This window comes from Fontimonas sp. SYSU GA230001 (assembly GCF_040066175.1).
Lineage (GTDB): Bacteria > Pseudomonadota > Gammaproteobacteria > Nevskiales > Nevskiaceae > Solimonas.
On the sequence record NZ_JBEAAM010000026.1, the window covers coordinates 1 to 26,118 of the forward strand.

A 26,118-nucleotide genomic window follows, 5' to 3' on the forward strand; every position below is an offset into this window, starting at 1 on the left:
ATCCTCCGATGATCCCGCCGCCCCGCCGGCCTTTCAGGCTCACTTCACGTTGGAATCACGCACCCCCTTCAGGCTCATGTGTCATTGGAAGAGGCTGCCAGTTGAAAAGCCGCGGCCGGAGCCGCTAGAATCCGCGCCCTTTCGAGGTCGGCCGGGCGCATGTCCGGGCGACCGAACTATAACCGCCCCATCAGGGGCACAGTGGACTGGACCTCATGAAGACCATCTTCGCGAAGTCCGAGACCGTCAAGCGCGACTGGTTCGTGATTGACGCGACGGACAAGACGCTGGGCCGGCTGGCGACCGAGATCGCCAATCGCCTGCGCGGCAAGCACAAGCCCGAGTACACCCCCAACGTCGATACCGGCGACTATATCGTCGTGATCAACGCCGAAAAGGTGAAGGCCACGGGCAACAAGCTCAAGGACAAGACCTATTACCGCCATACCGAGTATCCGGGCGGCATCCGTTCGACCTCGCTGGAGGAGATGCTGAGCAAGCATCCCGAGCGCGCGATCGAGAAGGCGGTCAAGGGCATGCTGCCGAAGGGCCCGCTCGGCTATGCGCAGTTCCGCAAGCTCAAGGTCTATGCCGGCGCCGAGCATCCGCACGCCGCGCAGCAGCCGCAGGCTCTCACCCTCTGACCGGAACCAGTTCCATGGCCAAGACCATCGATTACAAGTACGGCACGGGCCGCCGCAAGACTGCGACGGCGCGCGTGTTCCTCAAGCCCGGCAAGGGCGCCATCTCGATCAACGACAAGACCGTCGAGGAGTATTTCGGCCGCGAGACCTCGCGCATGCTGGTGCGCCAGCCGCTCGAAGTGACCGACTCGGTCGGCCGTTTCGACATCAAGGTGACCGTTGCTGGCGGCGGCCCGAACGGACAGGCCGGTGCGATCCGTCACGGCATCACCCGCGCGCTGATGGATTACGACGAGGCTTTCCGCCCGACGCTGCGCGCGGCTGGTCTGGTCACGCGCGACGCCCGCGAGGTCGAGCGCAAGAAGGTCGGTCTGCACAAGGCCCGTCGCGGTACGCAGTACTCCAAGCGTTAATTCTCCGGGGCTCGCGGGTTATACTCGCGGCCCCCGCCACCTTGAGGGTGGAACGCTCGGATGGGGGATCGTCTAACGGTAGGACCGCGGACTCTGACTCCGCTAGTCTAGGTTCGAATCCTAGTCCCCCAGCCAACACCAATGCCCCGCACCAGCGGGGCATTGTTTTTTTGCCGCGCCGGTGCCGACCGCCGTGGATCGCGGTAGTAAATCCGCACTTGGCCGACGGCATCGCTGGATCGCAGGTGGCGCGATTGCCGTTCGTCCGCTAGGGTGATCCGGCGGCGCTGCGGATGCGCCGACCCCCGGATCACCTGCGTAGAGTCCTTGCCATGAAAATCGGTTGGGCCAGTGGTTCCTTGCGCGCGAGCCGCGACCCGGCGGCCAGGATGCTGCAGCCGCAGCCGGCCGCAGGCGAACCGGGCGGTGAGGCGCAGGTGCCGGAGCGTCTGTGGTTCAACGTGCTGGTCGTCGGCGGCGGTGATGCCGACGTCATGCGCCTGCACCGCAACCTGACCCACGCGCAGGCGCTGCCATGGCGACCGGCCGAGGAGGTCGAGCGGGAGGTGGTGTTCCTGGCGCTGCGCCGCTCCGGTCGCCGGATCGAGGCGCTGAGCCTGGAGGACATCCTGCAGGCCTGCGAGGAGGTCGAGAACCGTCACCTGATCACCAACGCCGCCGTGGCGCGTCACTTCCGCAACCTGTGGAACACGTCGAGCGCCTATTGCCGGCACTTCATGCGCGGACTGCTCGCGCTCAAGCCGGGCGACGTCGCGGGCAGCGCGCGCCTGACGATGCCCGGTGGCCTGTTCCGCGAAGGCTTCTCGCTGACGCGTGTCATCCTGCCGCCGTACCGGGTGCTGCAGGGTTCCTACCGTTACGCGGGGCGCAACTGGTGCCTGCAGAACTGGGGCACGCCCGAGGATGCGCGCTTGATCGGCAGCCGTTTCGAGGCGATCGGCGGCGGCCGGCGGCTGGCGATCTACGAATTTGAGACCGTCGAGAACCCGCCCGCGGCGGCGCTGCAGCGGCTGGCCGAGCGCAATGCGGGGCTGATCGTCGGCTGCGTCTCGGTGGATGCCGACAGCGGCCAGCGGCGGGCCTATGGCCAAGGGCGCGCAGCGCGGCTCCAGGTCGAAGCCCTGCCCGCCGTGCCGATGGTCCACGGCGGCTTCAGCGGCAACGCCTATGTCGAGACCACCGCCGCGGCACGGCGCCTGGTGCTGGCGCGGCTGGCGCCGTCCGATCCGGTCGCACGGCGCGCCTGAATCCGCGGCCGCGGAACACCTGCGCCGTCTATCCGCGCGGCCACGCCACCGGTCCGCCCGGCCGTACTCCGTCCGATCCGCCGCCGCCAGACTGAACGCCAGGCGCATTTGCGGGTGGGTCCGCGTATCGCGCCGGTGGAGGTGCAGGGTGAATCCGAGTCCGGTGGTGGAGGTCGAGACGGGTGGCAGCGCGCCCGAACTCAGCGCAAACGACGTCCGCATCTTCCTGGAAGGCTTGCGCAACCGCGTGCTGCGCGTGACCACCGGGATGCGACCGGGCAGTCAGCGCCTGGAGCTCGCCATCGAGGCCTTCTGGTACGCCGCGCTGGAGGCGACCGCCGCCGTCGGCGCGATCCCCTGGCGCCGCTTCACCCGCCCGGATCACGCGCTGCGCAGTCTGCTGGGGCCGATCCGGATCATGCTGCGTTCCGAACTGATCAACTCCGGCCTGCCGCAGCCGGATGCCCTGTGCGACGACGCGCTGGGCCGGATGCTCGAAGTCGCCGAGGCCGAGAGCGCCACACTCAAGTGCGATCCGCAGATGCGCGAGGACTTTCGCACCTGGCTGCGCGGACGGCTGCGTGCCGCAGGCTACCTGCCGGCATCGGCGATGCCGCTCAGCGAAGCGGCCTGAGCTTCGCCCTTCAGGACCGCCGCTGCCAGCGTGCGCTGGCGCTGTAGCCCTTGCGCCCGGCCGCGCCGGGATTCGAAGCTATGCCCCATCGCGGCCGCGCCCTGCGTCCGCATATCCGTCCGTGGGGATCGAGCGCCATGAAGCCAAGCGGGGACGTCGTCCGGGTTCGTGACTTGCTGCGCGGGGTGCTGCAGGCCTTGCCGGATACGCTCACCGTCAACCGCGGCCTGTTCAATCTGCTGCTGCTGGCGCCGGACAAGGTCGGTTCGATCGGCGCCGTGATCGAGCGCTGGGCGCGCGAGCGGCCGGACCAGCCGGCACTGCGCTTCGAGGAGCGGACGTGGACCTATGCCGAGTTCAATGCCTGGGCCAATCGCATCTCGGCAGTGTTGCGCGAACAGGGCGTGCGGCGTGGCGATGGCGTCGGTATCCTCATGGAGAACCGCGCGGAGGTGCTGGCCTGCGTCTGCGCGACGGTCAAACTCGGTGCGATCGCCGGCATGCTCAATCCGCAGCAGCGCGGCGAGGTCCTCGCCCACAGCCTGCGCCTGACCAGGGCCAAGGCCTTGATCGTCGGCGCCGAGTGCGTGGACGCGGCCGCCAGCGCCGGCTATGCACCGGGTGCGGCTGGTGGCATCCGCTGGCTCTGGGATGGCGAGGGCCGGGCGCCCGACGGCTGGCTCGACCTGCGCGCGCTGTCGGCGGCCGCGGCCGCCGATGACCCGCCGGAAACCGCGCAGATCACGCTGCGCGAGCCCTGCTTCTACATCTTCACCTCCGGCACGACCGGCATGCCCAAGGCCTCGGTGATGACGCACTACCGCTGGCTGCGCGGCATGGTCGGGCTGGGCCAGATGACGCTGCGTCTCAAGCCGGACGACGTGCTCTACTGCTGCCTGCCGCTGTATCACAACAACGCGCTGACCGTGTCCTGGGGTGCGGTGCTCGCCGTGGGCGCGACGCTGGCGCTGGGGCGCAAGTTCTCGGCCTCGCGTTTCTGGGACGAGATCCGCCGCTACGACGCCACCAGTTTCTGCTACATCGGCGAGCTGTGCCGCTACCTGCTCAACCGTCCGGCGACGCCGCGCGACCGTGACCACCGCGTGCGCGTGATCACCGGCAACGGCCTGCGCCCGGAGATCTGGGACGCGTTCCAGCAGCGCTTCGGCATCGAGCGCATCTGCGAGTTCTATGGTGCGAGCGAGAGCAATCTGGCCTTCGTCAACGGCTTCGGCGTGCCGCGCACCGCGGGTTACTGCCCGCTGCCGTTCGCGATCGTCGAGTTCGACGCCGATGTAGAGGAGCCGGTGCGCAACCGGCGCGGCTTCATGAACAAGGTGCGGCGCGGCGCCATCGGCCTGCTGATCACCGAGGTCACCGACAAGGCGCCGTTCGACGGCTACACCGACGCCAAGGCCAGCGAGGCGAAACTGCTGCGCGACGTCTTCAAGAAGGGCGACTGCTGGTTCAATTCCGGCGACCTGGTGCGCGACCAGGGCTTCCGGCACATCCAGTTCGTCGATCGGGTCGGCGATACCTTCCGTTGGAAGGGCGAGAACGTCGCCACCACCGAGGTCGAGTCCGCGCTCAACCAGTTTCCCGGCATCGAGCAGGCCGTCGTCTACGGCGTGCAGGTGCCGCGCTGCGACGGCCGTGCCGGCATGGCGGCGCTGACGTTCGCGCAGGCGCCGACGGCGGATACGCTGCGCGCGCTGGCCGCGCATCTGGTCGCCGCGCTGCCGGCCTACGCCGTGCCGCTGTTCCTGCGCCTGCGCGACGAACACGAGACCACCGGCACCTTCAAGTTCCGCAAGGGCACGCTCAAGCAGCAGGGCTTCGACCCGCGACAGGTGGACGAACCCCTGTACGTGCTGCGCGACCGCGACGCGGGCTACGAGCCGCTGACGCCGGCGCTGTACGCGCGCATCCGCGACGGCGAGCTGCGCTTCTGAGCGCGGGCGGTCCGCGAATTGGCCAGGTTGCCTGCGGGCCTGTTCGGGCGGCCAAGGGCGCGCGCGTGCGCCGGTGCGAAGCTCCAATCCCGGTATCGGTCTTGAACGAAGCACCATGAAGGTCAACATCAGCATCGCGCGCAGCGTCGAGATGCCCGTCTGTTTCGAGCGCGCACGCAGCCTGCTCGACGATTACGAAAGCACGATCCGGCGCTTTCCCAAGCTGCGTAAGCTGACGCCGCTGGATCGGCAGAGCTACCTGTGGGAAATGGCACCGATCGGCTCCAAGGCTGCGGGCATCTCGCACGAGGTCCGCTACGCGGCGCGCTTCGAGGTCGATGCCGACGCCGGCGAGCTGTCGTGGTCGCCGCTGCCCCGGCATGGCAATGCCGTGATCGAGGGGCGTATGCGCATCCAGCCGCGCGGCGCCGGTTCGCGCCTGTCCTTCGACGTGCGCGGCGAGCTGCACGATGTCCCGGTTCCTCTGATGTACCGACTGGTCGCGCCGCCGTTCATCCAGGGCAAGTTCACGCGCCTGGTGGACGTGTTCCTCGAACAGACGCGCGACGCGCTGGCCTGAGCGCCCGCGCCGGCGCGCCGGACCGACGCCCCAGGAGGAGACATGAGCATCACGAGCAAGGCGATGGGACTGGGTCTGCGGGCGATCAACCGCTTCGCCGGCCTGCCGATGGTCGATCGGCTGGGGCTGCGCAAGCCGGCGCAGCAGGCGCTGTATCACGGCGCCCGCATCGGATTCCGCGGCGCCGGCGCGGTTGCGCGCAGCTTTCAGGCGACGCAGAAGCTGCTCAAACCCGCGCGCCTGAGCCCGGCCGCCAACGCCGGGCTGTTCGACCTGACGCCGACCGACGAGCAGCAGATGCTGCGCGAGGCGGCGCTGAGCTTTGCCCTGGAGCGCATGCGGCCGGCCGCGCAGGCGGCCGACGCCGCCGGCGCGGCACCTGCAGAGATCCTGGCCGGCATCAACGATCTGGGTGTCGGCGCACTGTCGATTCCCGAGGCGCTGGGTGGCGTCGGCGGCGAGCGTTCGGTGGTCGGCAATGTGCTGATCGCCGAGGCGCTGGCGCAGGGTGACATGGGTCTGGCGGTGGCCGGGCTGGCACCGGTGGCCGTGTCCACCGCGCTGGTGCTGTGGGGTGACCCGACGCAGCAGGCGACTTATCTGCCGGCCTTCGTCGGCGAGAGGCCGCCGGCCGCGGCACTGGCCGTGCTCGAACCGCGACCGTTGTTCGATCCGTTGCAGCTGCAGACCGTGGCGCGCCGCAGCGGTGATGGCTACACCCTCGACGGTGTGAAGGTGCTGGTGCCGCGCGGCGCCGAAGCCGAGCTGTTCATCGTCGCCGCACGGCTGGAAGGTGCCGGGCCTGCACTGTTCATCGTCGAATCGTCGAACGCGGGCCTGAGCGTCGAGGCCGATCCGGCGATGGGTCTGCGCGCGGCGGCAACCACGCGCCTGCACCTCGACGGCGTGAAGCTGCCCGCTGCTGCGCTGATCGGCGGCGGCGCGGCCGAGGTGTACCGCGACTGCATCCGCCTGTCGCGGATCGGCTGGTGTGCGCTCGCGGTAGGCACCGCCCAGGCGGCGCTCGACTACGTCATTCCCTACGTCAACGAGCGCGTCGCCTTCGGCGAACCGATCAGTCACCGGCAGTCGGTGGCCTTCGCGGTGGCCAACATCGGCATCGAGCTGGAAGGCATGCGCCTGGCGACCTGGCGCGCGGCCAGCCGTGCCGAGCAGGGGCTGGACCATGCCCGCGAGACGGCACTCGCGCGGCGGCTGTGCGCGGACAAGGCGATGGGCATCGGCTCGGACGCGGTGCAGCTGCTCGGCGGCCATGGCTTCGTCAAGGAGCATCCGGTCGAACGCTGGTACCGCGACCTGCGTGCGACCGGCGTGATGGAAGGCGTGGTGCTCGTCTGAACGGAGACCCGGCATGATCAATCTGGAAACGCCGAAGAAGTTCCGCATGCTGGTCGAGCAGGCGCACCAGGTCGCCCGGGAGATTTTCCGGCCGAACTCGCGCCGCTACGATCGCGCCGAGCACGAATATCCCCGGGAGCTCGACATGCTCGGCGCGCTGCTCGACGGCATGAGCGCCAGCGGCAGCGGCGAGGGCGCCGGCGCGACCGGTGTGCGCCGCGATGCCGTCCACGGCGAGGGCAACCGCAATGGCAGCAACCTCTCGACCGTGCTTGGTACGATGGAGCTGTGCTGGGGCGACGTCGGCTTCCTGCTGACGATGCCGCGCCAGGGTCTGGGCAATTCCGCGATCGCCTCGGTCGCCAGCGACGAGCAGCTCGAGCGTTTCGCCGGCAAGTGGGCGGCGATGGCGATCACCGAGCCGCATTGCGGCTCCGACTCCGCAGCGATCCGCACGACCGCGCGCAAGGACGGCGACCACTACGTGCTCAACGGCGACAAGATCTTCGTCACCAGCGGCGATCGCGCCGAACTGGTCGTCGTCTGGGCGACGCTGGACAAGAGCGCCGGCCGCGCCGCGATCAAGTCCTTCGTTGTCGAAAAGGGGACGCCGGGCTTCGAGCTGGTGCGTCTGGAGCACAAGCTCGGGATCCGCGCGTCGGACACGGCGCAGTTCGCGCTGCGCGATTGCCGCGTGCCGGCCGCGAACCTGCTCGGCGACCCGGAGATCCGCACCGACAAGGGTTTCGCCGGGGTGATGCAGACCTTCGACAACACGCGGCCGCTGGTGGCCGCGATGGCGGTCGGCCTGGCGCGCGCCTGTCTGGACGAGACGCGCAGGCAGCTCGCCGCGGCGGGCGTCGAAGTCGAATACGACCGTCCGGCCCAGGCGCAGGCCGCCGCCGCGGCCGAGTTCCTGCGCCTGGAAGCCGATTACGAGGCGGCGCGCCTGCTCACGCTGCAGGCGGCGTGGATGGCGGACAACCGCAAGCCCAATTCCCTGCAGGCCTCGATGGCCAAGGCCAAGGCCGGGCGCAGCTGCGTGGAGATCGCGCTCAAGTGCGTCGAGCTGTGCGGCGCGACCGGCTACGGCGAGACCGAGCTGCTGGAGAAATGGGCGCGCGACGCCAAGATCCTCGACATCTTCGAGGGGACACAGCAGATCCAGCAGCTGATCGTCGCGCGCCGGCTGCTCGGCAAGACGTCCAGCGAGCTGAAGTAAGCGCCGCTCGTCGCGAGGCGGATGCCGCACGCCGTGACGGCGGCCCACCGGGGCGCCGGCGCGGCAGACTTTCTGTAGGAATCGTCCGACAGAGTGGGTTGCGGTGCGCAAGCGCGAGCGCAGATTTTCCCGGCGCAGGTTGCAGGACCGGCAGGCCGATGTTCGCGAGCGCGAGCGCGTGCTCGAAGCGCTGCGCGCCAGCGAATCGCGCCTGCGCGAAACGCAGCAACTGGCCCATGTCGGCAGCTGGGAGCTCGACATCCCGTCCCAGGCGCTGAGCTGGTCGGACGAGGTGTTCGCGATCTTCGAGCTGGACAAGTCGGCGTTCAAGCCGAGCTACGACACCTTCCTGTCGAGGGTTCATCCCGACGATCGTGCGCGCGTCGATGCCGCCTTCCGGCACTCGGTGGAGACGCGTCAGCCGTATGCGATCGACCATCGCCTGCTGATGGCGGACGGTCGCGTCAAGCACGTCCACGAATGCGGCCTGACGCACTACGACGAGCACGGCCGCCCGCAGCGTTCGCTCGGCACCGTGCAGGACGTCACCGAGCGCCGGCGCGTCGAGCGCGAACTGGCGGAGCGGACCGAGCAGCTCGGCGAGCGCATCAAGGAGTTGCACTGCATCATCCGCGTGTCGGACATCCTCGAGCGTGCCGGCCACGCGCTGGACGCGGCACTGGCGGAGATCGTCGAGGCACTGCCGCCGGCGTGGATGCATCCCGAAATCGCCTGTGCGCGCATCCGCCTGCTCGGACGCGAGTTTGTCTCCGAACGCTGCGGCGATTCGCCGTGGCGCATGCAGCAGGATATCGTCGTGCACGGCAAGAGCGCCGGCAGCATCGAGGTTTCGTATCTGGAACCGCGGCCCGAGCGCGACGAAGGGCCGTTCCTGCGCGAGGAGCGCGACCTGATCCGCATGATCGCCCGCAAGATCGGCCACGCCGCCGAACGGCGCAAGGACGAGGACCGCTTCCGCCGCCTGCTCGAATCGGCGCCGGACGCGATGGTCATTGTCGATCGCGAGGGCCGCATCGTGCTGGTCAACGCGCAGACCGAACGCCTGTTCGGCTATGCGCGCAGCGAGCTGATCGGCCAGCCGGTCGAGATCCTCGTGCCGGAGCGACTTGCGAAGGTGCATCGGGGACATCGTGACCACTACCTGCAGCACCCGTCCCAGAGGCCAATGGGCAAGCTGATGGATCTGTCCGCGCGGCGCCGCGACGGCAGCGAATTTCCGGTCGAGATCAGCCTCGGACCGCTGGACACCGACGACGGCGCGCTGATCTGCGCGGCAGTACGCGACATCACGGAGCGCAAACGTGCCGAGCTGGCGTTGCAGCGCCTCAGCCGGGTACGCGCGATGACCTCCGAGATCAACGCAATGATGGTGCGCGCGCAGAGCAGCGAGGAGCTCTACGAATCCGCCTGCCGCATCGCCGTGCGCCGCGGCGGCTTCCGCCTGGTCTGGATCGGCACGCTGGGCGCCGACGGCACCGTCCGGCCAGCGGCGAGCTACGGCGCCAACGACGGCTACCTCGATGGCATCCGCATCCCGATCAGGCCGGACGACCCGTCCGGCCGCGGGCCGACCGCCACCGCGCTGCGCGAGGGCCGCGCGCTGGTCGTCAACGACATCGAGGCCGACCCGGTCATGGCGCCGTGGCGCGAGGCGGCGCTCGCGCGCGGCTTCCGTGCATCGGCGGCGTATCCGCTGTGGGTGGACGACACGGTGACCGGCACGATCAACTTCTACGCCGGCGAGGCCGGCTTCTTCGACGAGGACGAGGTCGCGCTGCTCGCGGAACTGGCCTCCGACCTGTCGTTTGCGATGCAGTCGATCGCGCAGCGGCGCAAGCTCGACTACCTCGCCTACTACGATCCGCTGACGCAGCTCGCCAACCGCGCGCTGTTCAAGGACCGCCTGACCCAGTTCATCGGCGCGGCCTCCGCCGGCGCGCACCAGCTCGCGCTGCTGGTGCTCGACATCGAGCGCTTCAAGGCGCTCAACGACGCGCTCGGCGCCGCGGCCGGCGATGCGCTGCTGCGCACCGTCGCACGGCGGCTGCAGGCGGTCGGGGGTGGCGAGCGCGTCGCGCGCATCGGTGGCGACCGCTTCGCGCTGATCGTGCCGCGCATCACCCGCACTGCGGATCTCTCGGCCGTGCTGCAGGAGCGCATCGACACGGAGCTGGCGGCAGCGGTCGAGCTGGCCGGCGAGACCTACCATCCGTCGGCGCGCATCGGCATCGCGATCTATCCCGACGACGGCAGCGATGCCGAGACCCTGTTCCGGAATGCCGAAGCCGCGCTCAAGCGCGCCAAGGCCAGCGGCGACCGCTACCTGTTTTACACGCAGACCATGAACCAGACGGTGCGCGAGCGCCTGAGCCTGGAGGGGCGCATCCACCGCGCGGTGGTCGAGCGCGAACTCGCGCTGTATTACCAGCCCAAGATCGACCTGCGCAGCGGCCGCATCGTCGGCGTCGAGGCGCTGTTGCGCTGGCCCACCGAAGACGGATTTGCGACCGGCTGCGGTCCGCTCATCGAGGTTCTCGAAGAAACCGGCGCCATCCTCGAAGTCGGACGCTGGGCGATCCGCCAGGCCCTGGCCGATCGCCAACGCTGGCGCGACGCGGGGCTGCTGCCGCCGCCGGTCGCGGTCAACGTGTCGATGCGCCAGCTCCAGCATCCGGCCTTCGTCGAGGACATCACGGGGATCCTGGCCGCGCTGCCCGGCTGGGATGCCGGAGTCAGCCCCGGCATCGAACTGGAGCTGACCGAGTCGAGCCTGATGCTGGACATCGGCGCCAGCACCGAAAAGCTGCAGCGCCTGCGCGAACTCGGTGTGCCGATCACCATCGACGACTTCGGCAGCGGCTACTCCTCCCTTTCCTATCTCTCGCGCCTGCCGATCAGCACGCTCAAGATCGACCAGAGCTTCATCGCGCCGATGCTCGGCACCGAGCGCGCCGCCAACCTGGTCGCCGCGATCATCTCGATGGCCCGCTCGCTGCACCTGCAGACCGTCGCCGAAGGTGTCGAAACCCCCGAGCAGGCGGCATTCCTGCGCGCACGCGGCTGCGACCAGGCCCAGGGTTTCCTGTACAGCCCCGCGGTGCCGGCGGACCAAGTGATCGACTGGCTGCGCGCGCCGCGAGCGATACTCCCCGCTTGAGCGCGGGCCTGGCGCTGCCTCGCGCCGCCGGCTCGGGCTATCATCGCCCGCATGTCAGCCAACAAGAAGGCCGGGGCCGCGGGGAGCGGCCGGGGGGCGGTACGAGCGCCGGAGGAGCCGCGCAAGCCGGCCGAGTACAGCGTCGCCGAGCTGGCGCGGGCGGCGCAGACCACGATCCGCAACATCCGCGCCTACCAGGATCGCGGCTTGATCCCGCCGCCGGAGCGCCGCGGCCGGGTCGGCGTGTACGGCGACCTGCACCTGTCGCGGCTGCGCATCATCGGTCAGATGCTGGGCCGCGGCTACACGCTCCACAGCATCGGCGAGATGCTGGAAGCCTGGGAGACGGGGACCGACCTGTCCGGCCTGTTCGGCCTGGAATCGGCGGTGTCCAGCCCGTGGACCGACGAGGTGGAGAAACAGTACACGCTGGCCGAGCTGGTCAAGCTGTTCGGCGGCGGCTTCAACGTGCGCTGGCTGGTCAAGGCGGCGGACCTGAACATCCTGATTCCCGAAGGCGCCAAGTTCCGCGCGCCCAGTCCGCGCATGATCCACGCCGGCGCCGAGCTGGTGAAGGCGGGGATTCCGCTCGACGAGATGCTCGACGTGGTCGGCAAGCTGCGCCGCAACGTCGAGGAAGCGGCGGATCGCATGGTGCAGCTGGTCGAGAAATACCTGTTCGATCCCTACGGCAAGGGGCTGCCGCCGCCGGACCAGGTGCCGCGCCTGGGCGAGATCATCTGGCGCCTGCGGCCGCTGGTCGAGATGGCGGTGCACGCCGAGGTCGCGCGCGCGATGGAGCTGTCGGCGACGCGGCATCTGGGCGATCGTCTGGCGACCATCCTCGACCGCATCCAGCGTCCCGCTGCAGAAGCCGAGGCGTCCGTCAGATCGGAGCGCCCGTCGCGCAAGGACGGCAGACGACCCCGCAAGGTCTGAGTCTGCTCAGGGCTCCGGGCGGATGTGGGCGAGCGGGCTTTCGCCTGCTTCCTTGTGCGGGTGCAGGAAGGCCGCAAGTGCCGGCAGCAGCAGCACGGCGCCGAACATGTTCGCGGTGAACATGAACAGCAGCAGCAGGCCCATGTCGATCTGGAACTGCAGCTCGGACATCAGCCAGGTCAGCACCGAGGCGCCGAGCGTCAGGCCGGTGAAGATCACCGCCTTGCCGGTGCCGCGCAGGGTCTCGAAATAGGCCTGGCGCAGCGGCTTGCCCTCGTCGAGCGCGCCGGCCATCACGCCGTAGACGTAAACGCCGTAGTCCACGCCGATGCCGACCGCCAGCGCCAGCACCGGCAGTGTCGCCACCTTCATGCCGATGTCGAGCGTCGCCATCACGCCGTAGCCCAGCTGCGACACCAGCGCCAGCGGCACGACGATGCAGAAGATCGCGCGCCAGTTGCGGAACGACAGCCACAGCAGCACCAGGATCACCACGTAAACCCACAGCACGATCTCGGTTTCCTTGGCCTTGACCACCTCGTTGGTCGCCGCCATGACGCCGACGTTGCCGGTGGCCAGCGCGAAGTTCACCGGGCAGTTGCGGTCGAACGTCTCGTACTCCGCCTGCAGCCGGTCGCGTTCGGCGCTGGCGGCGCGCGAGGTCTCGGCATCGGTGTCCGGCTGCTCGACCAGCGCGAAGACGCGCGCGTTGGCGGCCTTGTACTTCTGGAAGGCCGCGTACTTGCGGTCGCAGTACTCGGGCGTGACGTCCTGCGTGCGCGCGAAGAAATCGGCGCGGTTCGATTCGTTGAACTTCTTGACCTCGTCGACGATGTGGCTGATCGTCTCCGCGCGGTGGTCCTTGGTGAACATGTACACCGCCAGCGCGTCGCAGTCGTCATTGAGCAGGCCGGTGCTGGTCGGCACCAGCGCAGTGGCCTGCGCCATCGCGAAGCGGTTGCGCGGCAGCACCAGCGCGTTGAGGCGGCCTTCGGACAGGCCCTGATAGACCAGCTTGGCGAAGGTCAGCAGCGACAGCGTCGACTGCACGCCCTCGGTGTTCTCCATCTGCCAAGCAAAGCGATCGACCTGGTCCATCAGCTCGTAGTCGATGCAGCCGTTGGGCCGCGTCTCGGCGATCACCTTGAAGATATCGACGGCGATCTGGTAGTTGTCGGTGATCGCGTTGAAGTCCTGGTTGAAGCGCGAGTCTGGACGCAGTTCCGGCACGCCCTTGAGCGCGTCCCCGATCTTGAGATCCTGCTTGGCCCAGGTCGCCCAGCCGGCGACGACGGCACAGAAGACGATGATGGCGGAGGCGACCGGGATCCTCGTCACGCCGGACAGCCACCACCACGCCTTGTCGAGCACCGCATCACGCTTGTTCTGGCGTTCGATGAACGCATCGACGTCCTTGAGCTTGATCATCGTCAGCCAGATCGGCACGAACATCTTGTTGGCGACGATGATCGCCAGGCCGCCGAGCACGGCGTTGATCGACATCTCGCGGATGATCTGGATCTCGATCAGGTAGATCGTCGCGAAGCCGGCGACGTCGGTCATCAGCGCGATGGTGCCGGCGATGGCCAGGCGGCGGAAGGTCTCCAGCGAGGCGTCGTAGTTGGAGCGGCCGGCATGGACCTCGTCCACCCAGGAATTCACGTACTGCACGCCGTGGCTGACCGAGACCGCGAGGATCAGGAAGGGCACGAGGATCGCGAACGGATCGAGGCCGAAGCCGACGGTGCGCAGCAGGCCCATCTCCCAGACCACGGCGACGACCGACGAACCCAGCGGGATCAGGCCGAGCAGGAAGGAGCCGCAGTACAGCCACAGCAGCAGGCCGGTGATGACCAGCGTCAGCCCGAAGAAGCCGGCGACTTCGAGCGAGGCGTTGGTCATGTCATCGACGATCTTGGCGAAGCCGATGATCTGGACGCGGATGCCGTCCTTCTCGTACTTGGCGCGCAGCTGCTCCAGATAGCTGCCGACCTCGCGGTAGTCGAGCTTGGCGCCGGTGCGCGGATCGTATTCGAGCAGCTCGGCCATGATCATCGCGCCGCGCTGGTCGTTGGTGACCAGGCGGCCGATCACCTGCGCCTTGGCGACGTTCGAGCGCACCTTCTCCAGCACTTCCGGGGTCGGCTGGTAATCCGGCGGGATCACCGTGGCGCCGGCGAGTCCGCCTTCGACGTTCTCGACGTAGTTGACGTTGGGCGTGAACAGCGACATCACGCGTGCGCGGTCCACGCCGGGCGTGAAGAACACGTCGTCGGTGGCCTTCTGCAGCGTGTTCATGAACGCCGGGTTGTAGATGTCGCCGTGGTCCTGGATCAGCGAGAACAGCACGGTGTTGGCGCCGCCGAAGTCCTTGTAGTACTCGCGGAACTTCTGCATGTACGGATGATTGAGCGGCACCGACTTGAGCCAGCCGGCGTCCGGCTGCAGGCGCGCGGTCTGCACCAGGAACAGCGCGGTCAGCGCCAGCAGGATCAGGTGGGTGAGGTGACGCTTGCCGTAGATGATCGGTTCGACGACGCGCAGGATGCGTTCGGTGATCGGCCCGCTGATGGCGGCTCCAGCCATGGTCTGTTCTCCCCGGTTACGGCGTCAGTGCCAGGCGCTGCACGCCGGCGGTGCCGACGACGATCACGTCGCCATCGGTCGCCACGCCCGCATTCATGTTGTTGTCCGGCGCGACCGGCAGGCGGCGCAGCTCGCCGCTGGCGAGATCGGCCTGCATGATGTGGCCGTTCATGCCGAACAGCAGCACGCGGCCGTCGGCCGCAACCGTGCCGCCGAACAGGCTCTCGAACTCGCCGCTGCGCAGCGGCGTCCAGCCGGGCACGGCCGACACCGGTCCGTTGCCGTTGCCGGCGCTCGCGGCTTCCGGGTCGAGCGCGGCGTCGTTCATGGCCTGCAGGTCGGCGGCCGACAGCGACGGCACCGCGGCGACGTCGGCGGCGTGGAAGGCATTGCCGCGCAGGCCGAAGATCACGGCGCCGCGTGCGCCGACGGCGAGCGCGCCGAAATAGGAGCCGGTGTAAGGCGAACGCAGGCGCTGCCAGGTCGCGCCGCGGTCGGTCGAGCGGGCGAGAAAGCCGCGTTCACCGGCGAGCAGCAGGCTGCCGTCGTTCAGCGGTACCAGGTTGTACAGGTTCGGCTGGTCTTCGAGCGCGTCGGTGGCCACCGGCGTCCAGGTCCGGCCGCCGTCGGCGGTCGCCAGCAGGGCGCCGTTGGCGCCGGCGAGCAGGCCGTGGTCCGGATCGAAGAACAGGATGTCGAAGTACGGCTTGGCCCAGCTCGCGTCGTGCTGCAGCAGCGACCAACTGCGGCCGCCGTCGGTCGTGGCGAGCACGGTGCCGTCGTAGCCGACCGCCCAGCCGCGCTGTGAATCGAGAAAACGCAGTCGTGTCAGCGTGGCGTCGACCGGCACCGGCACCTGCTGCCACTGCCTGCCGTCGGTCGAGCGCAGGATGTTGCCGCGCTGGCCGGCGACGACCCAGTGGTCGCCCGCGCGGGCGACATCGAGCAGCAGCGACGTGGCCGCGCGCGGCGCCATCACGGCCGGACGAGGGGCCAGCGACGTATCGGTGACCTCGGCGTCCTGCGCGAACAGCGGCGCGCCGCCCATCATCAGCAATCCGCAGGCGATGCCCACCCGCACGTTGTGGCGACTCATGATGCGTCCCCCTGTGTGCCCCCGGCGCCCCTCGTCCCGCACGGGGAGAGGGGCGTTGGCGGTGACGCGCCGGTCAGCGGCTCTGCGCCTTGCGCGCGAGGCCGTTGGGCGCGAAGTCCTTGTCGTCGAAGTTGATCTTGAAATCGCTGATCCGGTCTTCGTTCTGTAGCGCGGTGACGAAATAGCGGCCGCTCTGCAGGTCGTAGATGATCTCCGGGATCGCGGTGACGGTCGGCACGAAGGGCACGGTCAGCAGCTGGCCTTCCTGCACCTTCCACAGCTGGTCGCGGTTGTCGTAGCAATCGACCACGGCGACCGCCCAGCTGTCCTCGTCCACGTAGAAGCGGCGCTTCTTGAACTGGTGGCGCAGGCCCTGGCGCAGCGTGGCCTCGACGATCCAGACGCGGTGCAGCTCGTAGCGCGCGAGGTTCTGGTTGATGTGCCCCGGACGGATGATGTCCTTGTACTTGATCAGCGGTGCGTTGATCAGGAAGGAGTTGTACGGGATGTACATCTCCTTCTTGCCGACCAGCTTCCAGTCGTAGCGGTCGAGTGCGCCGTTGAACAGATCGACCTGGTCGTTGAACTGCTCGCCGTCGGTGCCGATGTACGGGTTGTCGTAGCCGACGTCGGGCGCGCGGTTCACGCGGCCCAGGCCCGGGTTGTAGATCCAGGCGTCGCGGCCGCTGCCGCCGGCACCGGACGTCTCATGCACCAGGATCAGCTGGCCGGCGACGCGCGGCGGCGACAGCACTTCCGAGAGGTAATACAGCAGGATCTTGGTGCCCGGGTTGGCTTCCTTGAGATTCGCGTACTTGAACTTCACGTCCTCGACCAGCTTGCTGATCTTGTAGCTGCCGTCGAGCTTGACGATCGCCTGGTTGTTGAAGCGCCGCACCGCAGATCCGCGGAAACGCATCTTGTGGTTCCACAGCACCTCGGCGCCGCTCTTCGGGATCGGGAACGGGAAGCCGAGCACGGCGCCATCGACTTCGTCGGTGCCCTTGAGCTCGGCGGTCGATGCGTTCTTGATCGTCGCCTGCTCGACTTCGGGCGGGAAGTAGGCCGTGCGCAGCGACGGATAGACGATCATCTTGTAGTCGGGGTACTTGGCGAACATCGCCTTGTGCCCCTCGGTCAGCCTGTCGGCGTGCTGCGACAGGTTGTCCTTGGTGATGATGAACTGCGGCGCCTCGTACTTGCCGCCGCCGCCGATCTGCGCGCGCTGCTTGCGCGCCAGCTCGGCGTCGGCCGGGGGCAGCTTGGCGATGATCGAGTCGATCTGCTTGGAGATGGTCGGGTAGTCCTCGATCTTGAAGCTGTCGAGATACTTGAGCAGCGCGTCGAAGTCGGCCGGATTCTTGGCCCGCGCCGCCTCGAACTGCTGGCGCACCTGCTCCAGGCTCTGCGGCGTCTGGCCGCGCACCACGTCATCGAAATACTTGCCGCCGACCCATTCCGGAATGCTGCCGTCGGCGTTGCCGGCGCGCGTCGCGCCGACCGCGGTCAGTTCCTTGCCGAGCTTGGCGGCCTCGTCGGCCGAGGCCTTGGCGAACGCGCCCGAGGTGGCGCCCAGCGCGACCGCGGCCGCGAGCGTCGTCCACCATCCTGTCTTGTGCATGCGAGCTCTCCTCAAGTTCAAAACGTGTACGAGACGGCGAAGCCGGCGAAGTCCTTGTCGCGGTAGCCGTTGACCGTGCCGCCATCGGCCCAGCCCTGGTAGAACAGCTGTGCACCGAGCTTGTTGGTGATCTCGATGTCGGTGCCGATCTGGTAGAGCTTGGCGTTCTCGATGAAGTTCTGCGCCGGCGCGATGGCGATGCCATGGACGTCGTGCGACCATACCAGCTGCGGCTTGAAGGTCCAGCCGAACAGCAGCTGGTTGTATTCCATGCGCACGATGATGCGGTAGCCGGCGGCGAAGTCGTCGGCGAAGCCCTTGCGCTGCTGTGTCGGATTCAGACGCATCGCCCGCGGCGAGCCGTCCGTGGGTTCGCCGCCGGTGCCGTCGGCGCCGGGGCTGTAGTGGGTGTTGTTGAAGTCGCCGCCTTCGAACTGCAGCCGGGGACGATCCGGCATGTCCAGCACCCAGGTGGCGCCGACTTCGCCGAGGAACTGCACCTGGTCGGCGCCGATCGGGTTGTCGCTGCTGCCGAAGATGCGGATGCCGGTGAAGTCGAACTGCAGCACCTGCAGGCGCTCGTAGCCGCGCACCAGCTGGTTGGGCTGCACGACGTCCCAGCCGCGATAGTCCTTCAGGTAGCTGGGCACCGCGTGATCGCGCGAAGGCAGGTAGAAGCTGCTGCCCGGATTGGCGAGGACCTGCGTGAGCAGGTTGGCGGTATTGGGCGAGGTCAGCACCGCGGCGGCCGTGGCCGGATCGGTGCCGGCCGCAATCAGGCCGCCGAGCGTGAGCTGCTGGAGCGTCTGCGCGCCCAGGTAGATGTCGTTGGCCGGCAGCGCCGGCTGCAGCGCGGTGAACACCACGTCGGTGACCTGGATCTGCGCGGGCAGGTTCGGGCGGTAGGCGACCTCGCCGGCCAGCGACCACTTGCCGAGCGTGGTGTTGAAGCTCATGCCGTACATCTGGATGTTCTCGGGGTAGTCGAGGAAGATCCGCGCCGTGTCGATCGGTGCCGGTTCGAGGCCGTTGGGCGTGAGCTTCATGCCCTGGCAGTCGGCGGTGGCCTGCAGCACGTCCGTCGTCGTGTCCTGGATGCAGGTGTGGTCGGTCGCGTACATGCTCAGGTACGGCAGCCGGCTGTGGTAGTTGAGCGCGTAGAAGCTCAGCTCCGTGCCGATGTCGGACAGGTAGGTCGTCAGCTTGGCGCCGAACTGGCCGGAATCCTTCGGCTCGCCTTCACGCTGCGCGACCGGCACGGTCAGCGAGGTGTCGGAGATGTCCGCGCCGATGCCGGGCAGGCGCTGCAGACCGTCCGGGTCTTCATGGAACTGGCCCAGCGTCAGCACCGCGTAGGGCTGGCCGATGACGTCGTAGGGCGCGAAGAAGCTGCCGCCCTTGGGAATCGTCACCCCCTGCCAGGCGAGCTGGTAGATCAGGTCGATCGACGTGGTCTCGGTCAGCGAGGTGGTCAGCACCACCGCCGGCGTGGTGCGGAACACCGCGGCGATCTGCGTGCCGGGCTGGTACAGGTAGCGCGCGTCGGGTGCGTTGATCTCGGACAGGCTGTTGAGCGCGATCAGCGTCGATTCGCCCCAGCGGATGTTCTGGTAGCCGACCGCCAGCGCGAAGTCGTGACCGAAGACGTTGAACAGGCCGCTGACCAGCAGGTTGCCGAGCGTGTAGTCGAGACCGACGTTGTCGCGTACGTCGTCGTCGCGCTTCGTGCGCCGCGGCTGGTAGGTCGTGTCCGGATGGGTTTCGTCGAAGTCGTAGTTGATCGGGTCGAAGAACACCGTGCCGCCGGCCTTGAAGGTGTAGTTGCCCCAGGTCATCGACAGCTCGCTGGTCAGCTTGGATACGGCGGCGACGATGTCGCCCTGGTCGTAGTTGAGATTGCCGTCGTCCTTGTTCAGCGCGAAATAGGCACCGGGTGCCGCAACCAGCTTGTCGTTCAGCGCGGTGTTGCCGTTGAACGAGATGCAGGCATCGTTGACGGCGCTGCCGCACAGGCTCGGATTGAGGTTGTTCTTGTCGATCAGGCGCTCGTCGCGCTGCTCGACACGCCAGGACGCGCCGATCGACACGCGGTTCTTCAGGTTGCCGTACAGATCGCCATACTCGAACTCGATGGCCTGGACCGGGCCCGCCGCCAGCAGGCCGGCGATGCCGATCAACAGCCCGCAACGGGCCTCGTGTTTCTTCCGCATTTCAAGCTCCCCCGAAAAATGCGCTCAGCCGGACTGCTGGCCCGCAATGTTGCCGGGCCGCGTCGTGCCTCGTCTCCGCGCGCAACTCTGACACCGCACGATGGCGATGTCACGCACCTGCAGCCAGGCGGCGCAGCGCCTGGTCCAGCCGCTGCAAAAGGGCTGCGTCCTGCTGCTCGGCGACGCGAACCGCGCGCTGCTGCAGCGTCGCGTCCATGCGCGACACCAGCGGCAGCAGCTGCGGCCACAGATTCGCTGCATCGACCGCCCGCAGCATCGCGGCGAGCACGGCATCCTCGTTGAGGGACTGCAGGCGCGTCAGCCGTGCGCGCGCGGCGTCGTCCATCTCCGCGACCACCGGCAGCAGGGCCGTCCACAATTCGGCTTCGTGGGTCAGCCCGATCATGCGTTCCAGCACCGGCGCGTCGAGGGCCGCGGCCAGGCCGGCCATCAGGCGCCGCTGCGGGGCGTCGATCGCGTTGATCAGGGCCAGCGCCTCGCCCCACAGCTCGGCGGCACCTTCGACCGACACCCGGATCAGGCGGCTGAGGCGGTGTTCGGACAGCATCTGGATCACCGCGCTGAGCTGCGCCGGATTCTCGACGAAGAAACCGATGCGCAGCAGGGTTTCGTCGTCCTGCAGCGCGTCCAGCGTCGCACGCATCGCGGCTTCGGGCAGCACATCGACGAAGCGTGCCATCGTGATGTATTCGCGCCGCGCGGCGAGCTCGTGGGCGACTTCGACGATGCGCTTGACCGGCATCTGCGCGATCAGCTCGCGCACGTGGCGCGGGTCCAGTTCCAGGCAGACGTCGGCGAGGAAGCGGGTATGCAGGCGCTTGGCGATGTCCACGGCACGCTCGGGCGGCAGCAGACCGGCCACACGCGCGCACAGCAGCGGGCCCAGCGCCTTCTCGGCGATCAGCGCCGCGATCGGCGCCGGCAGCAGCTTGGTCGCCGCGGCGACGCGGTGGAACAGGTGACGGTCGCCGTCGAACAGGGCGGCGGTGGCGCGTTCGCGCAGGGCGCGGACCTCGGCCGCGTCGAGCCTGCCGACAAAGTCCAGCTGCTCCGGTGCGGTGTGCAGCAGCCGCGCCAGCTTGAGCGTCTCGGCCTGATGCGCCAGGGTCGTCATGACGGAACCAGGATCTTGCGCACCGGGCCGCGCAGCAGCAGCGGCACGTGCGACAGCGCTCCTTCGAGGGCGCCGGCCAGCAAGTCCTGCTGGCGCCGGCGTGCCTTGCGCAGCGCCGCGGTCAGCGCCTGCAGTTCGGCGGGTTCGAGCCGGTCGAGGCCGGGCAGCGGATCACCGCCCAGCTCCGCGAGCAATGCCTGGTACGGGTCCTGCGCCTGCGCCATCGATGTCTCCCCGAATGCACCCGTTGCGGCACCTGCGGTCCGCCGGACGTCTGGTCGCAGCGTATCGGGTGACGCGGACCGGGCGCATTGACCGTGACGCCAGCAGGCCTGTCTAGGCTGCAGGCGGTACGGTGCGGTGCTTCTCGCGGTACTGCACCGGCGTCATCCCCGACCAGCGCTTGAACGCGCGGTAAAAGGTGCTCGGTTCGGAGAATCCGGTCAGATAGACGATGTTGTCGATCGACTCGTCGGTGCGGGTCAGCAGCCGGCGCGCCAGCGCGTAGCGGAAGTCGGTGACGATCTGGCTGAAGCTGGTGCCGGCGCGCGCCAGTTCGAAGCGCAGCCGCCGCGGCGGCAGGCCGACTTCCCGGGCGACTTCGTCCAGGTCGCAGGATTCGAGCTCCAGGCGCTGCGACAGCACCTTGCGGATGCGTTCGACGAGGTCGCGGCGGTGCAGGTCGGACAGGCGCTTGGCCGCCAGTTCCTCGTGCAGTTGCAGCAGGTCGGGATCCCAGCGCGGCGAACGGAACTCCAGCAGCTTGGGGTTGAACCAGATCTCGCTCTCGGCGCCGCCGAACTCGACCGGGCAGCCGAACACCTTCTCGTATTCGGCGACCGGGCTGCGCGGACTGCAGCGCAGCTTGACGCGCAGCGGCGCGTAGTTGCGGTCGGTCACCGTGCGCGCGAACTGGATCAGCTCATAGACCACGCAGATCTCGGTGTGGCGCAGCTGCGGCGCATCGAGCGTGCTGCCGACCACGCAGATGCGCGCGCCGGCGGCGTCGTGCACCAGGCGCACGGACAGCGCGTCGCTGACCAGGCGGATGTACTTGAGCGCGCGCTGGATGCCCTCGCCGAAGGTCGGGCTGCTGAACATCAGGTATTCGAGCACCTCGCCGCGGAACACCGGCAGGTGCGGACACAGGTGCAGGCCGATATCGGGATCGCCGGTGACGCCCTCGACGACCTGCCAGAACAGGGCCTGCTGCTGGTGCGGGGTGCGCAGTTCCTTGAGCGGCAGTTTCTCGGCGTCGTAACCCAGACGGCTGTAGACGGCATTGAGATCGACGCCGGCCTTGGCCATCGCCTCGTGCACGACGAGTAGAAACTGTCCGGAATCGCGCATGGATGGTCGGATGTTCTCGTTATAGTCCCCAGGCTAGTTTGCCGGATTGACCGGCCGCGGTCACGGCGCGCGCCGCCCGGACCAGGCGCGCTGCGCCGCCGCCGGCCAGACGGCTCGGCGACCAGTCGCGGCGGGCGAGCAGGCTCCGGCTGCGGCGCTCCAGCACGTAGGTCTGTGCAGTGATCCGGCGGCCGTCGGCGAGCGTGACCCGCACCGGGCGACGCCGGTAATGATCGTCCTCGAAGCGGTCCAGGCGCCGCAGTTCACGCACCGACAGCAGCGCGAGCGCGCCCTCGGTGATGCCGCCGCTGCGCCGCACGACACCGGGGAAGGTCGAGCCGCGCAGCGCGCGCCGCGCGTAACCGTCCAGCCGCGCCGCCTGCAGCGCTGCCGGTCGCCGCAGCACCGCCCGCAGCACCGCTGCGACCAGCAGGCTGCCATACACGAACACGCGGACCGGGTGGGTCACGGCCGCAGGGGTAGGCGCAGCGCGCCGGCCCAGCTCGGTTGCGGTGATTGTCCGGCCTGCCACAGGCACCACCCCGTCCGACCATCCGTCGGCGGAGTGCCGGCCGCCGGCATCGGCTGCGGCAGGCTGGCGGCGTGGCGGGCTGGAGCGCGTATCTGGGCGGCCTGGAAACGACTGCATGAGGAAGATTCTAAGGAGTTCGTGGGTCGGACTGGCTGCGCTGGCGCTGGGCCTGCTGGCGACGCTGGTGGTGTACCGGATCGTCGCCGAAGGCGAGCGGCAGCAGGCGCGCCGCGATTTCGAGGCGCGTGCGCAGGAGGCCGCGACCTACCTGGAAAGGCGCTTTGGTCGCTACGAGCAGACCCTGCGCGCGGGGGCGGCCTTGTTCGCGGTCGAGCCGGATGTCAGCCGCGAAGCCTGGCGCCTGTACGTCGAGCGCATGGACATCGAGCGCAACTATCCCGGCACGCTGGGTCTGGGTTATGCCGCCTGGCTGACGCCCGATCGCGTGGCCGCGCACGTCGCCGCCGTCCGCGCCGAGGGATTTCCCGACTACGCCGTGCGGCCGGACGGATCGCGGCCGGTCTATACCGCGATCCAGTACCTCGAACCGTTCAACGAGCGCAATCGCCGCGCCTTCGGCTACGACATGTACTCCGATCCGACGCGGCGCGTGGCGATGGACCGGGCGCGTGACAGCGGCGAGGCGGCACTGTCCGGCAAGGTGATCCTGGTCCAGGAAACCAACGTCGATCTGCAGAATGGCGTGCTGCTGTATTTCCCGGTCTACGACGGCAGCGTCCTGCCGCGCAGCGTCGAGGAGCGCCGCGCGCGCCTGCGCGGCTTCGTGTACAGCCCGCTGCGCATGAACGATCTCGTCACCGGCGTGCTGCGCGATTCGTTCCGGGATGTCGGATTGCGCATCTACGACGAGTCCGATGCCGAACCCGGGCGGCTGCTGTACCGGTCCGCCGAGGCGGGGACGCGGGCCGCGGGATGGACCGGAAGCGAGCTGAAGATTCCGCTGACCTTCGGCGGGCGCCGCTGGATTCTGCAGGTGTGGCCGACGCCGCTGTTCGTCACCCCGCCGGGCCGCGCCGCGACGGTCCTGGTCGCCGGCTGCACCATCAGCGGCCTTCTGGCGCTGCTGCTCTGGGGACTCGCCAGCGGCCGCGAACGGGCGCACGCGCTGGCCGGCCGCATGACCGCGGCCTACCGCGAGGCGCAGCGGACCCAGCAGGCGATCCTCGACAGCGTCGCCGATGGCGTGTTGACCGTCGATGCCGCAGGCCGGGTGCGGTCCGCCAATCCGGCGGCCGAGCGCGCCTTCGGTGCCGAGGAGAGCCTGCTGCGCGGCGTCGAGATCGACCGGCTGATCCCGGACTACCCGCAGCTGGTCGATGCCTCCGGGTCACCGCCGGTCGCTGGCCATCGGACCGAGCGCGTGGCCTGTACCGCACAGGGCGAACGGTTCCCGGTCGAGCTGTCGATCAGCCCGCTGCAGGACGACAGTGATCGTCGCGCCAGTGTGGTGTCGGTGCGCGACATCAGCGAGCGCCGCCGCGTCGAGGCACTGCTCGCGCAGGCGAGCGCGCTGCGGGAATCCATCCTCGACCACGCGCCGTTCGCCATCGTCGCCACCGATCCGGCCGGCGTGATCACCGAAATGAACCCGGCGGCGGAGCGCATGCTCTGGTACCGCCGCGACGAGCTGGTCGGCCACGCGACGCTGCGCGTGTTCGTCGAGGTCTCGCACGCCTCGGCCGACCGCGAGGTGCCCGCGGCGGGGAGCGACACGGCGCAGACGCCGGTCGATGCCCTGCTCCACCGCGCGCGGCGCGGTTTCGTCGATGAGCGCGAGGCCACCTACATCCGCAAGGACGGCAGTCGCGTGCTGGTCAACCAGGTCGTCACCGCGCTGCGCGCCGACGACGGTGCGCTGTCCGGCTATCTGGCCATCGCCTACGACATCACCGAGCGCAAGCGCGCCGAGGACTACATCCGCCATCTGGCGCACCACGACGCGCTGACCGAGCTGCCCAACCGCGTGTTGTTCAAGGATCGCCTCGACGTCGCCATCGCGCAGGCGCGCCGCAGCGGCCGCAGCGTCGGCGTGATCATGGTCGATCTGGACCATTTCAAGCGCATCAACGATTCGCTCGGTCATCACGTGGGCGACGACCTGCTGGTGCAGATGACCGCGCGGCTGCGCAGCTGCGTGCGCGAGGCGGACACCGTCGCGCGCATGGGTGGCGACGAGTTCGTGATCGTGCTGCCGGACCTGGGCGGCGCCGAGGACGCGATCCGCGTCGCGCGCACGGTGGTCGATGTCATCGCCAAGCCGGTGCGCGTCGGCAATCACGAACTGCACGTGACGCCCAGCGTCGGCGTCTGCATCTACCCGCAGGACGGCAAGGATTCGATGACCCTGCTGAAGAACGCCGACACGGCGATGTACCACGCCAAGGAACACGGTCGCAACGGCTTCAGCGTGTTCTCCTTCGACATGCTGCGTCTGAGCGAGGAAAAGCTGCATCTGGAAAGCGCGCTGCGCCGCGCGATCGCGGAGAAGCGCCTGCAGGTGTTCTTCCAGCCACTGGTCCGGCTCGGCAGTGGCCGCGTCGAGGGCATGGAGGCGCTGCTGCGCTGGCAGCGCGACGACGGCAGCTTCGTCGCCCCCGACGTGTTCGTGCCGATCGCCGAGGACACCGGCCTGATCGCGCAGATCGGCGAAGATCTGCTGCTGTCGGCGTGCCGGCAGGCGCGCCAGATCGGCACCGTGCTGGGGCGCCCGATCAATCTGGCGGTGAACATCTCTCCGCACCAGTTCCACAACCAGGATCTCGTCGATCTGATCCGAAGCACGCTCGAAGAAACCGGCTTTCCGCCCGCGCAGCTGACCGTCGAGATCACCGAGCGCGTGCTGGTGCGCGACCCGGTCGATGCCGCGGAAACCCTGGGGCGGCTGCGCGGACTCGGGGTCGGCGTGGCGATCGACGACTTCGGCACCGGTTACTCCAGCCTCGCGTACATCTCCAAGTTCCCGATCGACCGGCTCAAGGTGGACCGCAGTTTCGTGCGCGACCTGGGCAGCGACTCGGCCGATGCCGCGGTGATCAACGCGGTGATCGCGATGGGCCACTCGATGGGCCTGTCGGTCGTCGCCGAGGGCGTCGAGACGGTCGCGCAGCTGGACTACCTGCGCGGCCGCGGCTGCGACGAGGCGCAGGGCTTCCTGTTCAGCCCGGGCGTTCCCGCCGCCGAATTCCTTGCGGTCGTGCGCCGGCTGGAAGCCGGCGCCGGCGCGCGGCGCGGGCCGCCGGCCGCGGCGCGCGAGCTGCCCGGTCCCGCCGACCTGCTGCACTGAGCCCGACTTACCGGGCTGACGCGGCACCGGCTCCGTGCGGCCAATGCCGCGGACGAAACCTTTGCGCAGACTGCCGATACCCCCGAATACCGAAG

Annotated in this window: 19 protein-coding genes and 1 tRNA gene; 12 read left to right on the forward strand and 8 right to left on the reverse strand. The window is 68.8% G+C overall.

Annotation, left to right across the window (positions count from 1 at the left end):
• Nucleotides 1-215 precede the first annotated feature (215 nt).
• From rplM to AAG565_RS13045, 11 genes are all read left to right on the forward strand, one after another.
• A complete protein-coding gene (gene rplM / locus AAG565_RS12995) occupies nucleotides 216-644 on the forward strand; it encodes a 50S ribosomal protein L13 (protein ID WP_348820040.1) in 429 nt (142 codons plus the stop codon).
• 14 nt (nucleotides 645-658) lie between these two features.
• Complete coding sequence (gene rpsI / locus AAG565_RS13000) at nucleotides 659-1,057, forward strand: 30S ribosomal protein S9 (protein WP_348820041.1); 399 nt, start codon at nucleotides 659-661, stop codon at nucleotides 1,055-1,057.
• 61 nt (nucleotides 1,058-1,118) lie between these two features.
• Nucleotides 1,119-1,192, forward strand: a tRNA-Gln gene (locus AAG565_RS13005).
• A gap of 197 nt (nucleotides 1,193-1,389) precedes the next feature.
• The gene (locus AAG565_RS13010) at nucleotides 1,390-2,325 is read left to right on the forward strand and encodes a hypothetical protein (protein ID WP_348820042.1); all 936 of its coding nucleotides are present in this window, start codon (nucleotides 1,390-1,392) and stop codon (nucleotides 2,323-2,325) included.
• Between the two features lie 148 nt (nucleotides 2,326-2,473).
• Entirely contained in the window at nucleotides 2,474-2,959 is a 486-nt protein-coding gene (locus tag AAG565_RS13015) for a hypothetical protein (RefSeq protein ID WP_348820043.1), read from the forward strand.
• A gap of 137 nt (nucleotides 2,960-3,096) precedes the next feature.
• Entirely contained in the window at nucleotides 3,097-4,911 is a 1,815-nt protein-coding gene (locus tag AAG565_RS13020; protein ID WP_348820044.1) for a long-chain-acyl-CoA synthetase, read from the forward strand.
• Nucleotides 4,912-5,026: 115 nt separating this feature from the next.
• Nucleotides 5,027-5,491, forward strand: a complete 465-nt coding sequence (locus tag AAG565_RS13025) for a hypothetical protein (protein ID WP_348820045.1) — start codon at nucleotides 5,027-5,029, stop codon at nucleotides 5,489-5,491.
• A gap of 63 nt (nucleotides 5,492-5,554) precedes the next feature.
• Entirely contained in the window at nucleotides 5,555-6,850 is a 1,296-nt protein-coding gene (locus AAG565_RS13030; RefSeq protein WP_348820082.1) for an acyl-CoA dehydrogenase family protein, read from the forward strand.
• A gap of 13 nt (nucleotides 6,851-6,863) precedes the next feature.
• Nucleotides 6,864-8,072 (forward strand): acyl-CoA dehydrogenase family protein, encoded by a 1,209-nt coding sequence (locus AAG565_RS13035; protein WP_348820046.1) that lies wholly within the window; start codon nucleotides 6,864-6,866, stop codon nucleotides 8,070-8,072.
• A 139-nt stretch (nucleotides 8,073-8,211) separates the two neighbouring features.
• Complete coding sequence (locus AAG565_RS13040) at nucleotides 8,212-11,250, forward strand: EAL domain-containing protein (protein WP_348820047.1); 3,039 nt, start codon at nucleotides 8,212-8,214, stop codon at nucleotides 11,248-11,250.
• Between the two features lie 51 nt (nucleotides 11,251-11,301).
• The gene (locus tag AAG565_RS13045; RefSeq protein WP_348820048.1) at nucleotides 11,302-12,189 is read left to right on the forward strand and encodes a MerR family transcriptional regulator; all 888 of its coding nucleotides are present in this window, start codon (nucleotides 11,302-11,304) and stop codon (nucleotides 12,187-12,189) included.
• A gap of 6 nt (nucleotides 12,190-12,195) precedes the next feature.
• On the opposite strand, the gene AAG565_RS13050 is transcribed toward AAG565_RS13045, so the two are convergent.
• The 8 genes from AAG565_RS13050 to AAG565_RS13085 form a co-directional block, all read right to left on the reverse strand.
• Complete coding sequence (locus AAG565_RS13050) at nucleotides 12,196-14,775, reverse strand: efflux RND transporter permease subunit (protein WP_348820049.1); 2,580 nt, start codon at nucleotides 14,773-14,775, stop codon at nucleotides 12,196-12,198.
• A 16-nt stretch (nucleotides 14,776-14,791) separates the two neighbouring features.
• Nucleotides 14,792-15,871: a YCF48-related protein gene (locus AAG565_RS13055; RefSeq protein ID WP_348820050.1), complete on the reverse strand. Its 1,080-nt coding sequence runs from the start codon at nucleotides 15,869-15,871 to the stop codon at nucleotides 14,792-14,794.
• Nucleotides 15,872-15,944: 73 nt separating this feature from the next.
• The gene (locus AAG565_RS13060; protein WP_348820051.1) at nucleotides 15,945-17,492 is read right to left on the reverse strand and encodes a DUF1329 domain-containing protein; all 1,548 of its coding nucleotides are present in this window, start codon (nucleotides 17,490-17,492) and stop codon (nucleotides 15,945-15,947) included.
• Between the two features lie 17 nt (nucleotides 17,493-17,509).
• The gene (locus AAG565_RS13065) at nucleotides 17,510-19,702 is read right to left on the reverse strand and encodes a DUF1302 family protein (RefSeq protein ID WP_348820052.1); all 2,193 of its coding nucleotides are present in this window, start codon (nucleotides 19,700-19,702) and stop codon (nucleotides 17,510-17,512) included.
• A gap of 109 nt (nucleotides 19,703-19,811) precedes the next feature.
• Nucleotides 19,812-20,837, reverse strand: coding sequence for a hypothetical protein (locus AAG565_RS13070; protein ID WP_348820053.1), 1,026 nt, complete (start codon nucleotides 20,835-20,837; stop codon nucleotides 19,812-19,814).
• Nucleotides 20,834-21,061, reverse strand: a complete 228-nt coding sequence (locus AAG565_RS13075; RefSeq protein ID WP_348820054.1) for a hypothetical protein — start codon at nucleotides 21,059-21,061, stop codon at nucleotides 20,834-20,836. The genes AAG565_RS13070 and AAG565_RS13075 overlap by 4 nt, the downstream gene beginning before the upstream one ends.
• Before the next feature lie 112 nt (nucleotides 21,062-21,173).
• Nucleotides 21,174-22,187: an AraC family transcriptional regulator gene (locus AAG565_RS13080; protein ID WP_348820055.1), complete on the reverse strand. Its 1,014-nt coding sequence runs from the start codon at nucleotides 22,185-22,187 to the stop codon at nucleotides 21,174-21,176.
• Between the two features lie 19 nt (nucleotides 22,188-22,206).
• On the reverse strand, nucleotides 22,207-22,656 hold the full coding sequence (locus tag AAG565_RS13085; RefSeq protein WP_348820057.1) for a gamma-glutamylcyclotransferase family protein: 450 nt from the start codon (nucleotides 22,654-22,656) through the stop codon (nucleotides 22,207-22,209).
• 178 nt (nucleotides 22,657-22,834) lie between these two features.
• Here AAG565_RS13085 and AAG565_RS13090 point away from each other — a divergent pair, with 178 nt between their 5' ends.
• Entirely contained in the window at nucleotides 22,835-26,023 is a 3,189-nt protein-coding gene (locus AAG565_RS13090) for an EAL domain-containing protein (protein ID WP_348820058.1), read from the forward strand.
• Nucleotides 26,024-26,118: the final 95 nt, after the last annotated feature.